The organism is Faecalibacterium prausnitzii, from assembly GCF_003324185.1.
Taxonomy (GTDB): Bacteria; Bacillota; Clostridia; order Oscillospirales; family Ruminococcaceae; genus Faecalibacterium; species Faecalibacterium prausnitzii.
Genome location: NZ_PXUP01000031.1, coordinates 1 through 13,468, shown reverse-complemented (window position 1 = coordinate 13,468; position 13,468 = coordinate 1). Strand labels below are relative to the sequence as shown.

Here is a 13,468-nt window from a genome sequence, read left to right as displayed (position 1 = left end):
ACCGCACCATTGGCATTTCAGCCACCCCGTCTTCGTTATGACCGGGCTGCGAGTTACAGAAGTACCTTTTGTGAAGTGCCGGACGATTGAACTATTCTGTTTTCAAAGAACGGAGTTTTATAGAAAATCTTCGGAATTTAAGGCTTCCGAAAAATTGTCCCTCTACTTACGAGCCATCGAAAACGGCCAAAAAATAGCCTGAAAAAGAAATTTGTTGAAAAGTTTTTGGAAAATATAGTTGAGGTGGCTGTTTGATTAAAATAACATTGACCCATGGGGCGACCGATGGAGGACGGAACTTTGCAACAATGGCAGTGCCTAAAGTTGAAAGTGGTCTTGAAAAAGATGCCCTACACTTGGTAGGCATCGAGAACGCCTGTTTCGTAGCATTGGTGAGAAACTTGTAATTGAATTGTAATTCTTGAGACCGAATCTCCGGCTTTGAAAAAGTCCTCTCAATAGGTAGCCGACGAAAAAGACCAAAAGACAACCATCTTTTTGAGAATTAACAAAAAGGTCACAAATGACTAGCCTTCAAAGAAGCGTTTCTACTATTAACAGAAAAAGTGGCCTAAAATGGGGGGTGTTGGAGAAAATTTCCACCTTAAAAATGCGCCTTTACTCACTAGCCAACGAGAATAGCCAAAAGCCAACAAAAACGAATTATGTATTTCTGCCACTGATTGCAACAGCATATCGGTGACAGAAAGATCGTTTAGAGCGATTCTTCGCGGTTTGGGGGAGTGGAAGTCGTTTTGTGGTGGGACTTTTTCTGCTGAAACTGCTCCAGCTTTTTCAGCACCGATTCCTTTTCCGGGGTCTTGCCGCCCGGTGCGAAAAGCTGCTGCTTGTTCAGCACCATATCAATATACTTGCGGACACTTTTCAGATCGGAGATGTCCGGCTGCAAGGTTTCCAGTTGGGTGCGAAACTCTGCGCTGCTGGATTGCAGCGCAGAAAATTCGGCATCCAATGCCGAAAAATCCACCGCAATACTGCCGTTCAGCTTCATCAGAGTGCGGACAGCTTTATTGAAGATGTCCAGTTCCTCCTTGTGCTGGGCAGCGTAAGCGTCCTTGGTCAGCTTGAAGTTCTTCTTGATAAAAATGTCATGGATGGGCTTCAGCTTGGCATGGACGGCGGCAGCGTCCTTGATCTGAGCGATTGCCCGCATACGGTTTTCGTTCTGCTTCAACTGTTTGCGGAGAGGAGCGGCGGTCTGGTTTAAGCTGTCAATGGCTTGGTTCAAATCCTCAACAGTGTTCAGGGAATGGGCTTTCAGGTAGTCCACAGCCCGTTTGACTTCCTCAAAGTCCCGGACAGTGCATTTCAGTTTTGCCTTGCCAGACCAATCGCTGCGCTGCTCGGCACGAAGATTGAAATAATCCACTAACAGGTCGGATAGCGTTGGCTCTTTGGCCTTTTCCAGAGCGTCCAGAAGAAGCTGCTTCTTTTCATTCAGATCTGCGATCCAGCGTTGCAGCCCACGAATTGCGCTGCGGATGGACTGCATCAGGCTGTTGGCGGCTCGAATATCCCGGTTCAGGTTGCCGAGAAAGGTTTCCACTCCACGCTTTTCCATCTGGTGTGCAGCGGGGCCGAGATGGACGGTCGGTATTTGCTGGATGCCCTGCCGCTCAAAGGAGCGCAGGTCAACACGTTCTGGTCTGCCAGCAGCTTCCAGATAGCGGTTGGTGATGGTTTCCCAGCTATGCCGCCAAACCTCGGCGTACTTCTGGTCGTTCCAGTCCACGGTGTTTTCCTTGTGGCACTTCCAGTTCCCGGAGGGGAGTTGAATGCGCTCGCCGTTCTCGTCAAGGTCGTAAACCTTTCGGGCTTTTGGAAGCCACCTGCCGTGTTCATCCATTGCCCGGAGCGTCAGCAGAATGTGGGCGTGTGGGTTGCCATCTCCCTTGTCGTGGATGGCAAAATCGGCAATCATGCCCTTGGAAACAAACTGCTCCTGACAAAACTCTTTTATCATGGACAAATACTGCTCTTTCGGCACCTCCACCGGGAACGCCAGCACGATGCGCCGGGCAAGCTGGGAGTTCCACTGGTTCTCCACGGCTTCCACGGCGTTCCAGAGGGTTGCCCGGTCTGCATATCCGGGCGGCGCATGGGACGGCAGCATGATCTCAGCGTGGACAAGTTCTTTCTTCTTGTTGTAGAATTTTGTTTTCTGGTCGTACTCGCTGAACAGCCGTTCGCCGCTCTGGTAAGCGGCCCCGGCAACAGCGGACTGCCCTTGGCTGCGCTTAACGATGGTAATTTTGAAATGCGGACACGGAATAGGCATCACCCCCAAACAAAAAGACCGCCCAGCAAGATTGCTCTTGATGAACGGTCTGGAATTGTATTCGGTTTTGCTCGCCGCCTTAGAACGGAGTGCCATGCGCTTCGGTCTTAGGCGGGAGCCGCAAAAGGATAGCTGCAAAGCAGCGCAAGGAAAATGCAGTTTTCCTTGGGATGGAATCGGGCTGGCGCACAAACGCCAGCTTCGATTTCATCGAGCCGTCTGCAAGACCGCAATTTCACCGGAACGGTGTATAATTGCGCCCTATTTCATAGGGGGTTCGGAACGTTCTGCTTTTCGTGAACGTCATGCACCATCTTTGCAAGAGCCAGCACGACTTCCGGTTGACGGAACGAGATTTTCAGAAGCTCCATCACCTGATCGTCGGTCAGTTCTCCCGGACAGACCAGAAAACTTTCCAGCATTCCGGCACGGGTGCAAAGACGATGCACACGCTCTCTCCGGTTCAGCTCTGACATCCGGCGTTCAAGAATTTTCTCTCGGTGCTGACAAGATCGCAGCTTTTGCTCTGCTTTGGCTTTTTCGTTGCGGAGGTAGGCTAGGTCTGTTTTCGGTTGGGTCAATGGCATCACACTCCTTTTTCAGAAAATAAAAAGCCAAACAATCAGTATGGATGCACACTAATCATTTGGCCAGGGGAACATATTTAATTCTCACAATGCAATAGAATTTTCGCAGTAAAAGTTCTATTGCGTATCCATAATGGTTACTATCTGTGGTTTGGATTAGGACTATTTTGTGCGATGTAAATCAATTATTATTAACAGTGCTGTTATGCCTACAACTATTAAAAATCTGATGGTAAATTGAACTGGAAGATTTTGAAGAGCGTGGGTTAGCATTCCAACTTCTCCATCTTCAATCCATTGCGAAAACATTCGTAATTCTTCAAGCAAGGCAACTGAGAAAAAGGCAATCCCAGACACTCCGATGATGTAATTATATTTTGCCTTTTTGACAAGTACAAAATAGCAGTTTACGATTGTCAGAAAATACGAACAGCCAATCCAAAATACCCAACCAATGTTCCAATCCATAAACTTTCTTCACCCCTTTATGCAACCAGTCCTTTTATTATAGTAAGAGCTACTGCTGCAACAATGAAACATATTGCAATAATTTTTGAAATTAGATTCTCACTTATCGGATTGTATGAAGAAAATTTATTATATAGTATCAGCAACGCAGCATAAACAGGATAGCACCAAGGATTGATATTAAATAAATCGAAAAAGGAGCCAATCTCAGCGACTACAAGAGTTAGCACTAAAGCCCAATACGCTATCTTTTTTAATAAATCTGACATAGGCATTGTACCATAAACAGTAGTCTTAATTGAATGGAGTGTTCATATTTAATCAAGCAAGAATAACGTGAACAGCACGTTCGTAATCGGCTTTGCGAACATATATCGTATAGAGTGTTTGATAGTTGACCTTTTGAAATGCAGTTCCGGCTCTTTCACGGGTTCCCATTGAAAACAGAGACGGTGATGATAAATCGCGTGCTTTTGTTCGATAGGCTATTCCTGCCTTTTCTAAAAGCGATGTGTATTTTTGGTATTGAGATTGATTCGAGCAAACAACCAGCTCTTTTTGATTGAAAAATGGCAACATAGAAACTCCTAAGCATCTCACTTCTTGTCGAAAAATTTCAGCAGAAGTCCGATTATCAATGCAACGCCGCAGACCAATATAACCAGAATGGTTTGTGATGACAAGACGAAAAGCGGTTGAGGAAGCAGTCCCAGCATTCCACCAATAATAAATAAAAGCAATATTAGAATCACAATTGCAAATAGGATTGGCTTCTATTTTTTCATGCTGACACACTCCCTTCTTCAAGAAACAAACTATTATACGCGAACTCTTATAGATGCATTGAAATCATCTGCATCTTATTGTTACTATACATACAATAGAAGATTTCGTCCATGCTTTTGTACTAACATGGATAAAATCTGTCACGAAATCGGAGTGAACGGTATATCAGCAGTGAACTGGAACCACCCATTTTCATAGAACATCGTATACTCTCCACTGTATTTTTCAAGAATCAGCCGGATGTTCGCAAGTCCAAAACCATGCAGCTGTGGTTCTGGTTTTGTAGTTGGAATGGAACCATTTATAATTACAACCGGTTCCGATGTGTTTCGGACAGAGACAAAAAAGTCTTGCTGTGCAACGGCCATGACATGAATCGCTTTATTGCCCTTATCATACTGCTGACACGCTTCAATGGCATTATCCAAAAGGTTTGATAGAAGCACTACCATATCGGAGACATCAAATGGAAGATTTGATAGATCATTCACTTCAAAATCAATGCTGATCTTCTTTTGAGTTGCTTCGGCAGCTTTTGTATTGAAAAGTGCGTCCAAGATGGGATGATGTGTGTTGACAAGGAATAGCCGATCAGTTTGCTGTTCGGTGATTTTTTCAAGATATTCTTCAGCGGCAGAATACTCTTGATTCTTCATCAATCGATTTAGGATATTCAGGTGCGCCCGGAAATCGTGAACTTTTTTCCTTTGGGCAGAATAAAGTTCGCTTGCCGAAGTCATGTTTTTCGATTGTAGCTGAATCTGCTGGTTAAGCATCAATAATTGTTCTCTTTCCGATGCTGCATACTCCATTCGCTCCAATAAAAAGAGAATTGCAATGTTTGAAATAAAAATGAGAATACAACAGCCAGCAGAAACAAACTCTTCTATATTGTGACCACTTGTAACGTAAAGTAGGATCACAAGCATTACAAATGATGCACATGGAAATAGAAAGTACAGAATCAGCTGCGAATGTTGAGCATCGCTTCTGGGTCTATTGCCCATACGCTGAAGCATCATTTTGCGAAATAGCGCAATAATAAATAATTCGGCTGAATAATAAGAGATTCCGTAGATTAGCGATAGTGTCTTGTTTGCTTGAAACGTCTGAGCATCCATCCCACAAACCGAAGTTGCAAGCATTCCGACTGCAAAAGATAAACTATAAGTCAAGAGATATTCTACAACGATAAGAAATAATAAAAACTTTCCTGAGATATTCTCATATAGAGTTCTGGCAACAATAAAGCAGGATAGTAGAATCAAGAGAATTTTGACGATTTGGTTTCGATTTAAGGCAATAACACTGAATTCAATGGATGCATACATTAAAATAGTTTGAACTATTACACCGACAAGAAATCTATGATTCCTCCAACGGTGCGAAGCAAAAGCGTCTAAAAACAGACATACGCAGACTGAATCTATGATTGTGTAAACCAAACTGATCAAAGCATCCATCTACTTTTACCTCGCCAATGTAAATATTTCTGTTTTAGCTCACTATAATTCTTTTCGCTTGGAGCCAGACAAAGACCACCGCGCAATTGGACTTTATTGTATTGAAAGATTTCGACATAGTGCATATTGACAAGATAGCTTTTTTGAATACGAAGGAAACCGAGTGGCTCGATTTTTTCGGATAGTTCCGTTATGTTGCCGTAAAATTGGTATGCTGGGCGTTTTTCGTCCAACAAGTGCATAACAATGATTCTTCGATGAGATTCTAAATACAGAATGTCATTTACAGGTACATCGATAATTTCAGAGTTGATTGAAATTGTGACAAGCTGTTTCCGTCGAAGTACTTCTTGGACAGCTGAATCAAAGTAGGAATCAAGTTTAGCAGAGAGATCTGCTTTTAGTAAGTAACGAAAGGCTTGAACTTCAAATCCCTCTGGAGCATACTGAATGAAATTTGTAATGAAGATAATCACAATATTTTCATTTTCTGCTCGTAACTTTCTGGCAAGCTCAATTCCATTTGTTTCGCCCATATCAATATCCAGAAGCGCAATATCATACGGAAGTGATAAGTCTATTTGACTTGGTTGAGAAAATCCATAAAATCTTGATGATACCTGTGTTTCTTCGGTTTTCTTTTCAAGTGTTTCAATGATAGAATCAACGATCTGCCGTTCATCGTCACAAACCAAGACATTCATTTTGAAATCCCTCCATTGCACATGTGCACATGGGACCGCTTTTCATTACACAACATACAGCCCTGTTCCTTACAAGTATAATACGATTATGCCAAAACTTCAAATAGTCAAAAGCCTTTGGTTGACGATTGACTTGTAATATGGCGAAAGGTAGCTTTGGTGTGCTCCCCTAATGCTGGATGTCCACTGTTAGGGAACATACTATCTGTACGCACACCGATTTCGTTACAAAATTTCTCTGTTTTGCTACAAAATTGTGGACGTTGATTGATTCTTGTGCTTTGATGTTATCATAGTTGACCTAATATGTGCATAAGAGGGGAGAAAATCAAATGAGAGGAATAATAATAGTTTTAATGGCGATTTTAGGCGTGATATTCCCTAAATTTTTGGTGAAAGCAATTAAAAGCACTGATAAAAATGATGCTGGTGGAGGTCTTTTGGGTTCACAGATCACTTTTGGAATGCTGATGCTGATAATTGGTATATTTCTCAATTCGTGTATTTAAGGCTGAGTGTTTCGCAAATCCATGCAAAGATAATATGCCATAAAACCGTATTATCAGGTCACAGGAGGACAAAAATGGACAAGAAAAATGATTTCTTTCTTGGTGCGCCTTTACCACTTTGGGGGTGCGTTTCGATATGGCTTGGTAATCTTGTGAGACTAACCCCTGAAAGTGCAGTGCCGTATGCGTGGGCTGCTTTGTTTTTCTCATATGGAATTGTAGCCTTGTATTATATTCAGATGGCAATATCTTTCAAAAGTTGTAGTAATAGCCCAAAAGTGAAGTCCGCATGGATTATGTTGGAAATTTCGACACTATTTTTAGTGGGTTCGATAATTTTAGCTATTCGATAAAGGAAGGTAAAGTCTCTAAACAAGAAGCAAAGGGGGATTTTTGATGGCTTGTAAAAATTGTGGTTATGAAAACAAGTTGGGTGTTCGATATTGCCAACGGTGCGGTCAGTATATTGAACCAAAACGGACATTGGCACAAGAAGTTAAATCGTGGGATTTTAGAAGTCTCGCTGGTGTTGGCCGTAGAGATGTGAATATTGCGCCGCTGTTTACTGCATCACCCGTTCAAACTCCAGCAAAAGCACACCAAACGCCCTCGCCTGTTGAACCGATGCCAGACGGAAGATGGTATTGCCCGGACTGCGGAACATTAAATGCTTCTTCTGAACGTTTTTGCAAAAACTGTGGAAAAGTTCGATAACTATCGTTTAGCATTAAAAACTACGGAAGCTTTACGCTGAAAGCTGTAACTTTAAGCAGACCGGAAAGCTTATAATGAGGGTAGAACAGAAATATGACCAACGAAGATACCACTGATTTTGACGAGCACTTCGCTAAAATTTCGTCCTATATTGTGGACACATTGCACGGCGTTCCACTTGAGATGAACGAGGATGAAAAAGAACAATTTCGCATACAAGTTATTTCAAATCAGTATGCAGAACGGTTGCTAAGTGAAGCCGAAAAGACAGAAACGTATAGAGGTTTATCAAAAATTGATATTCTCCATACAGTTTCTATCCCTCATCTGGCTAGAACAATCCCACTTAAAGGTTTGAATCTCAGTTTAGAAAAATACAGAATGCCGGATGGTGTAATAATAGAGGTTGAGAGTTCGTCACATTATTTGGGGTCATTTAGTGAGAAAAATGATTCTTCCACACTGGCTGAATTTTTGCCCACGCGCTTGTTGTCATTTACAAATGTGTGGGCACTTTTTTGTTGAAGCGTCCAAAGCTGACAAGATTTTGAACTTTTTTCAAAAAAGCTGTCACAAACACAGTGTGAACTACGTTGACTAAACAAAAGCTCCTGCTGGAGTACACAAAATGGAGGTTATGTCTGATGAAACGATTTCAAATAGTGATTCTCACAATCATGCTGGCCAGTTTATCCGCCTGCGCAACAAATTCGCTACCGTCATCCTCCACCGAATCCTCTGTTTCCATATCGGTATCAAATCCACAAGATTTTTTATCAGAACTTGAGGATATGGAAACGGGTCAAATATTAGAAGAACTTAAAATTTCAGATGGCGGATATACCGAAGATTGTTTTTCGGTATTGTCTAAGCGGCTTGTTGAATTTCCAGAAGATACGCTTCGGATACTGAAGCATAGTAAGCTGATGACCGATGAGAAGTTTGAAGAACTTGTCATAACGGGAATTAGGTCAGAAATTTCCTATACTGGGTCAGATGAAGAAAAGAAGGCGCTTTATAAATATTTGAAGTCTGCATCTACAGGTGGAGAATATGCTGAAATGGCATCAAAAATTTTAGATGGATGGACATTTGAAGGTGAAAGAATTCCAAATCATAAAATTGAATTTTCTGCACAAGAATCGGAACAATCGAATTGCGCGATTTCCATTACACTTCCACAGGGGTGGAAATTTCAGGAGAAAACAAAAAAGTCAGACACCGAACATGAGCCGCTCATGCTTGCTGGATTGAATCCGCTGTACACCGTGTATGACATTTATGATAGTGATCACACACTTATCGGTGCAATTGGTTACAGCAATTATGAACCATACGAGGGAGATAAAGATTCCGTGCAGGTCGTATATTCTGCACTTCGGCTTGGGTCGGTCTACAGATTTGATACAGACAGCAGGTATGATGTGGTTAAAACAAACAAATATGGAACGACTGCACTTACAACAGTAGTTTATCAGGATGGTGCAAACGCTGAGCCTGTGAACAACTGGGGCATCCTCTCTTATAACAACGAGAAAGAATGCTTTGTTGCCGTTGAACTTGAATCGAATTCCGTGTCGGAAAGCCAAGTGTTAGAAATAGCAAAATCCATTGAGTTTTAGATTGCGTTTTGAACCACAAGAACTTGATAGCAACATCAAATAATCCAAGATAACAGCTGATCTGCCTGCTTGTGGGGCATGGCATTATTTGGTCACCAAAAGCTAACGCGGCCGTCCACTGTATTTCAATACAGAAACGGACGACCGCGTTAGCTTTTTTACGAGATGAGGTCTCTTTTTCTTTCTCTTAAGTCACCTAACCGCACTACCCTGCATCGCAACTGTTCACGATGCTGTCTACGTCCGGGCGATTCATCAGCTTTTGCAGGATACCGAACTGCTTTTTGGTGGACGCTGACACCAGATACTGCCACTTTTGCGGCAGGATGGGCAAGTCTGCGATGCTCCACTTGACGTACTTGGCATCGTAGACATTGGGTGGTGCAAGCTCCACCAAGTGCCCCACGCACCAGCTGACAAGATAGCCGTTGCCCTCAAGGTAGCCGTCCTGACGGCTGGTGGCACCGAGGACTTTGGCATAGGACATGGCGACGGACGGTTTCTCCGCCACGATCAATTTTGCGATAAGAATCCCTCCAATCTGTTTCGGATTGCAATATGTAAGGCGGCAAACGCCGCCAATAGAATTATTCTTCTGCGTTATCCTCCTCGCCGGTCTCCTCCGGCTCATCCTCCACAGGGATTTCAAAGTCGCCCTTGTCCTCAGTGTAGTTTGCATCGGGGTCAAGGGCTTCTTTTTCTGCCTGCTTTTTCTGCTTCTGCTTTGTGAAAGCGTAGAAGCCGCCGCCTGCCGCCAGCGCAATCAGCACGACCACACCCAGAAAGCCGGATGCGATCTTTGTGACCTTGTTTTCCTTGGGCTGTTCCTCGCCGGATGCTGCCGCTTCTTCGGCGGCTTTTTTCGCTTCTTCCTCAGCTTTCAGCCGATCCTGTTCCGCCTGCGCCGCCGCTTCCTTTTCGGCGGTATAAGCATCGGCGGCATCTTCTTCCATCAGTGCCAGCAGGTCGGCTTCGTCCACCAGATTCATAAAGTGGACGGTCTGCTGCCCTTTGGCGTTGCGGTCGATGACCAGATAGAAGGTGTTGCCGGATTTGCTGACCAGCGTAATGAACTGCTGACCGCTTCCATCGGAATAGTTGGTGTGGTAATCGTCCACCAGTGTCAGATTGCCCTCCGGGGTCAGAGCACCAGAGGTTTCGTCCGTGACGGTGACAACATCCTCTACCACCTCCGGCAGAACCGGCTGTTCCACCGGGGCAGCTTCGCCCTCAAAGGCAAAGGCGGGAGCCGCCATGCCAGCGCACAGCGCCGCCGACAGCACCAGCGCACACACCTTATTCATCATCTTCATTGGAACCGTCCTCCTTGTCGAAAGTTGCGCCCACGGCAGACAGCGCAGCCGGGTTCGGGGTGGTGGCAGCCGACTGCCGCAGCAGGGCGGCAAGCTGTTCCGGCGTGACCTTTGCAGTCCGCACCATCTCGTTGACTTCAGCAGAATCCTCCTCCTGAATGCGCCGCTCCAGAATCTCGATGCGGTTGTTCAGCTTGATGCGGCGCTCCTTCTCTTTTGCCAGCATCGCCCGCAGCTTATCCGATTTTTCGCTCATAAAACTCCTCCAATCATTTTGAAAGCCGTCCAAACCCGGCGAGATGCTTCTCCCAGTAGGACGAGTGAATGTTTGCGTACTTGATGGGGTCTCCGGCGCTGACCATCATGCCATTGCCCAGATAAATCCCGGTATGGCTCATGCCGGGGGTGTCGTAGGTTCCTTTGAAAAAGACCAGATCTCCGGGCTTTGCTTCGGCTTCGGAAATGTGCTGGCTCTTGTTCCACAGACCGTTGGCGGTGGTGCGCCCCACATTGTAGCCGTTCTGGTTGTAGACCCAGCAAACGTAGCCGGAGCAATCAAACCCGGTTTCCGGGGTAGAACCGCCCCAGACGTAGGGCGTGCCCACATACTTTTGCGCCTCCTTATAGATAGCGGCAAACTCGCTGTCCGTCAGGGCTTCCGCAGGAACCTGATAGTCGATGCCGGGTGTGCCGGAGCCATCGGAGCCACCGGGCGGCAGACCGCCGTTGAACAGATAAGGCCGACCACCCAGCGTATCCTGAAAGATCTCATAGCGTTTCCACTGGTCGTTGTCCAGTTCCTCCCGGATAACCACTTCCAGCCCTTTATTCACCAATTTGGTGTGGAAGATGCGGTACTCATAGGGCACCTGCGTAGGGACTGGGATTCCTGCCGGACTGATGACCCAGACGGTCTTATACCGTATCTGCACCTCCACCCATGTGGTCAGCTTGTACTGCTTTTTGAAGGTCTCCTTCAACTTGCCCTGCACCTCTGACCGGGTGTAATCGTCATAGAGAGTCGTGAGAAAAGAGGTCAACTGCCATGGGTCATGCTCGATGGGGTCAAGGTGATACTGGTACTCGTTGTAGCCGGGGTGGTCGGTGGGGGTGCGCTTGATCTTTTTGTCCAGCTCCTTTTCCAGCTTCTTGTAGTCGGTTTCGGCTCCCCGGATGTCCCGGTCCTCTGCGGTGTAAATGGTCTGACCGGATACCTGCGTGGTGCCTGAAAACAGAATGGAACAGGACGAAAATGCCGACATGACCAGCAGCAAGAGCAAAAGAAAAACGCCCACGATCAAAAGAACGTGCGCGTTACTTTTTACAAAATTGGCAATGCCGTTGACTGCGGTACTGACCACCGATTTTCCTTTGTCGATGACCTGTTCCATGCCAGACTTCGCAGCAGTGGTGCCATTGGATACCGCTTTGCCGCCTGCGGTCTGTGCCGCTGTACCCGAATGGGCGGTGGCATAGTGACTTTTACGGATTTCTTGCCGCTGTTTCCAGCGTGAAAGCCAGTTGGAACTGCCCTCGCCGGTGCCGGATGCGCCTGCATCTTGTGCCGCAGGCGGCTTCTGCACGGAAGATTTTGCGGTTCGGGCCCTTTTCTTGCCCTGCATCTTGGCTTTCTTTTTCAGCTTTCTGGCGTAACGGCTCTTGGAAATATCGTGGGTAGTCTCGGCAGCTTTTTCGCCCTCGCTTAAAGCCTGCGTGCCCACATTGTCGTCCTCGTACTGATCAATCTCTCGATGTGCCGCAGACCGGGCGGCAGCAGCGGCATACATAGCACGTTTCTGCTGCTTTGTCATGCGGGATGCTTCATCCGGGGTTATCTCGGCTTTGCCAAAACGCAAATGCTGGGATTTCTCCGCAGCTTTGTCTGCATCCTGTTTCAGTTTCTGCTTTTTGGGCACCGACTGCTCCACTTTAGACTTTTTCGGAGGGGAGCGCGTAGCCGTGCGCTCCTTTTCCTCCTCGAATTTCAGCTTCGGCTGTTTCTCACTCATGCTTTTGCGCCTCCGCAACTTCGGAAAGGCGGGTCGTAAGGATGCGGTAGAGTTCAAGGTCTTTCGGGAAGTGGTCAACAAAGGGCAGGATCACGTTGCCGAAGAACAGCAGCCCTTCACCCTCACCGGAGTGAGTGACGTAGGAAAGCTGATGGGGCGAAATGTTCAGCTGCTTCGCCAAAATCTGCCGGTCTCCGTTCGCTTGATTGAGCATATAAACGAAGTCCGAGTTCTCAAAAATATTTGATACTTCGGGGCTTGCCAACAGGTCTTTGACGTTCTGCGTTAGGGCTGTCGGAATGCCGCCCCACTTACGGAAACGCTTCCAAATCTCCACGGAATAAGCAGCAGTCTGCTCTTCCTTCAAGAGCAAATGGAACTCGTCTGCATAGTACCGGGTGGATTTTCCAGCACTGCGGTTGGCGGTCACGCGCCCCCACACGGCATCCTGTACGATAAGCATACCGAGTTTCTTCAACTGCTTGCCAAGCTGCTTGATGTCAAAACAGACAATGCGGTTATTGATATCCACGTTGGTGTGGTGGTTAAAAATGTTCAAACTGCCCTTGACGTAGATTTCCAGCGCAGCCGCCACATGGCGGGCTTCCGGTTCGTCTTGCGTCAGCAGGGCGTTGTACAGATCTTCCAACAGCGGCATATTTTCCGGGGTGGGATTCTCGAAATACTTGCGGTAGATTACATGAACACAGCGGTCAATGACAGTCTTTTCTACCGGCTGCAAACCCTCTTTGCCGCCCACCACCAGTTCGCACAAAGAAAGAATAAAGTCAGCTTTCAGGGAAAGCGGATTATCTTCCTCCGAATAGTTGGCGTTAATGTCCATGGGGTTGATGAACTGGGTGCTGTTGGGGCTGATTTTGATGACCTGACCCTTCAAACGATTCACCAGCGGCGAGTAATCGGCTGGGTCAGCGGTGTTACCACCGCCTTCCCGCCTAAGAACCGTACGTGACAGTTTCCCGTCATACGGCTC

The 13,468-nt window shown here is 46.1% G+C and carries 15 protein-coding genes and 1 pseudogene; 5 read left to right on the top strand and 11 right to left on the bottom strand.

Annotation, left to right across the window (positions count from 1 at the left end):
• The coding region (locus C7J97_RS15280) for a hypothetical protein (RefSeq protein ID WP_147232801.1) at nt 1-202 on the top strand (202 nt) is incomplete at its 5' end.
• A 513-nt stretch (nt 203-715) separates the two neighbouring features.
• Here the strand turns inward: C7J97_RS15280 and mobQ are convergent.
• The 6 genes from mobQ to C7J97_RS13775 all read right to left on the bottom strand — a co-directional run bounded on the left by mobQ (nt 716) and on the right by C7J97_RS13775 (nt 6,307).
• The gene (mobQ, locus tag C7J97_RS13795; protein WP_394371864.1) at nt 716-2,293 is read right to left on the bottom strand and encodes a MobQ family relaxase; all 1,578 of its coding nucleotides are present in this window, start codon (nt 2,291-2,293) and stop codon (nt 716-718) included.
• A 272-nt stretch (nt 2,294-2,565) separates the two neighbouring features.
• The gene (locus C7J97_RS13790) at nt 2,566-2,886 is read right to left on the bottom strand and encodes a DUF3847 domain-containing protein (protein WP_112115046.1); all 321 of its coding nucleotides are present in this window, start codon (nt 2,884-2,886) and stop codon (nt 2,566-2,568) included.
• A 162-nt stretch (nt 2,887-3,048) separates the two neighbouring features.
• Nucleotides 3,049-3,354 carry a hypothetical protein gene (locus C7J97_RS13785; RefSeq protein ID WP_015537341.1) on the bottom strand — a complete coding sequence of 102 codons (306 nt, stop codon included), beginning with the start codon at nt 3,352-3,354 and terminating at the stop codon, nt 3,049-3,051.
• Between the two features lie 321 nt (nt 3,355-3,675).
• On the bottom strand, nt 3,676-4,149 hold the full coding sequence (locus C7J97_RS14900; RefSeq protein ID WP_147232799.1) for a hypothetical protein: 474 nt from the start codon (nt 4,147-4,149) through the stop codon (nt 3,676-3,678).
• A 131-nt stretch (nt 4,150-4,280) separates the two neighbouring features.
• The gene (locus C7J97_RS13780; RefSeq protein ID WP_113621347.1) at nt 4,281-5,603 is read right to left on the bottom strand and encodes a sensor histidine kinase; all 1,323 of its coding nucleotides are present in this window, start codon (nt 5,601-5,603) and stop codon (nt 4,281-4,283) included.
• Entirely contained in the window at nt 5,591-6,307 is a 717-nt protein-coding gene (locus tag C7J97_RS13775) for a LytR/AlgR family response regulator transcription factor (protein WP_113998237.1), read from the bottom strand. The genes C7J97_RS13780 and C7J97_RS13775 overlap by 13 nt, the downstream gene beginning before the upstream one ends.
• A 583-nt stretch (nt 6,308-6,890) precedes the next feature.
• Here C7J97_RS13775 and C7J97_RS13770 point away from each other — a divergent pair.
• From C7J97_RS13770 to C7J97_RS13755, 4 genes are all read left to right on the top strand, one after another.
• Nucleotides 6,891-7,169: a hypothetical protein gene (locus C7J97_RS13770; protein ID WP_113621210.1), complete on the top strand. Its 279-nt coding sequence runs from the start codon at nt 6,891-6,893 to the stop codon at nt 7,167-7,169.
• A 43-nt stretch (nt 7,170-7,212) separates the two neighbouring features.
• Nucleotides 7,213-7,530, top strand: coding sequence for a double zinc ribbon domain-containing protein (locus C7J97_RS13765; RefSeq protein ID WP_097783021.1), 318 nt, complete (start codon nt 7,213-7,215; stop codon nt 7,528-7,530).
• A gap of 93 nt (nt 7,531-7,623) precedes the next feature.
• Nucleotides 7,624-8,055 (top strand): hypothetical protein, encoded by a 432-nt coding sequence (locus C7J97_RS13760; protein ID WP_242983530.1) that lies wholly within the window; start codon nt 7,624-7,626, stop codon nt 8,053-8,055.
• 119 nt (nt 8,056-8,174) lie between these two features.
• A complete protein-coding gene (locus C7J97_RS13755) occupies nt 8,175-9,152 on the top strand; it encodes a hypothetical protein (protein ID WP_015537336.1) in 978 nt (325 codons plus the stop codon).
• 208 nt (nt 9,153-9,360) lie between these two features.
• On the opposite strand, the pseudogene C7J97_RS13750 reads toward C7J97_RS13755, so the two are convergent.
• The 5 genes and pseudogenes from C7J97_RS13750 to C7J97_RS13730 all read right to left on the bottom strand — a co-directional run.
• A pseudogene (locus C7J97_RS13750) lies at nt 9,361-9,639 on the bottom strand (DNA topoisomerase); the annotation flags it as partial.
• 100 nt (nt 9,640-9,739) lie between these two features.
• Nucleotides 9,740-10,465: a DUF4366 domain-containing protein gene (locus C7J97_RS13745; protein ID WP_113998235.1), complete on the bottom strand. Its 726-nt coding sequence runs from the start codon at nt 10,463-10,465 to the stop codon at nt 9,740-9,742.
• Nucleotides 10,449-10,721 carry a DUF4315 family protein gene (locus C7J97_RS13740; RefSeq protein ID WP_113993322.1) on the bottom strand — a complete coding sequence of 91 codons (273 nt, stop codon included), beginning with the start codon at nt 10,719-10,721 and terminating at the stop codon, nt 10,449-10,451. The genes C7J97_RS13745 and C7J97_RS13740 overlap by 17 nt, the downstream gene beginning before the upstream one ends.
• Nucleotides 10,722-10,734: 13 nt before the next feature.
• Nucleotides 10,735-12,474 carry a C40 family peptidase gene (locus tag C7J97_RS13735; RefSeq protein WP_113993321.1) on the bottom strand — a complete coding sequence of 580 codons (1,740 nt, stop codon included), beginning with the start codon at nt 12,472-12,474 and terminating at the stop codon, nt 10,735-10,737.
• A partial coding sequence (locus C7J97_RS13730; protein WP_423240886.1) for a VirB4-like conjugal transfer ATPase, CD1110 family occupies nt 12,467-13,468 on the bottom strand: 1,002 nt, incomplete at its 5' end. The genes C7J97_RS13730 and C7J97_RS13735, both read right to left, overlap by 8 nt.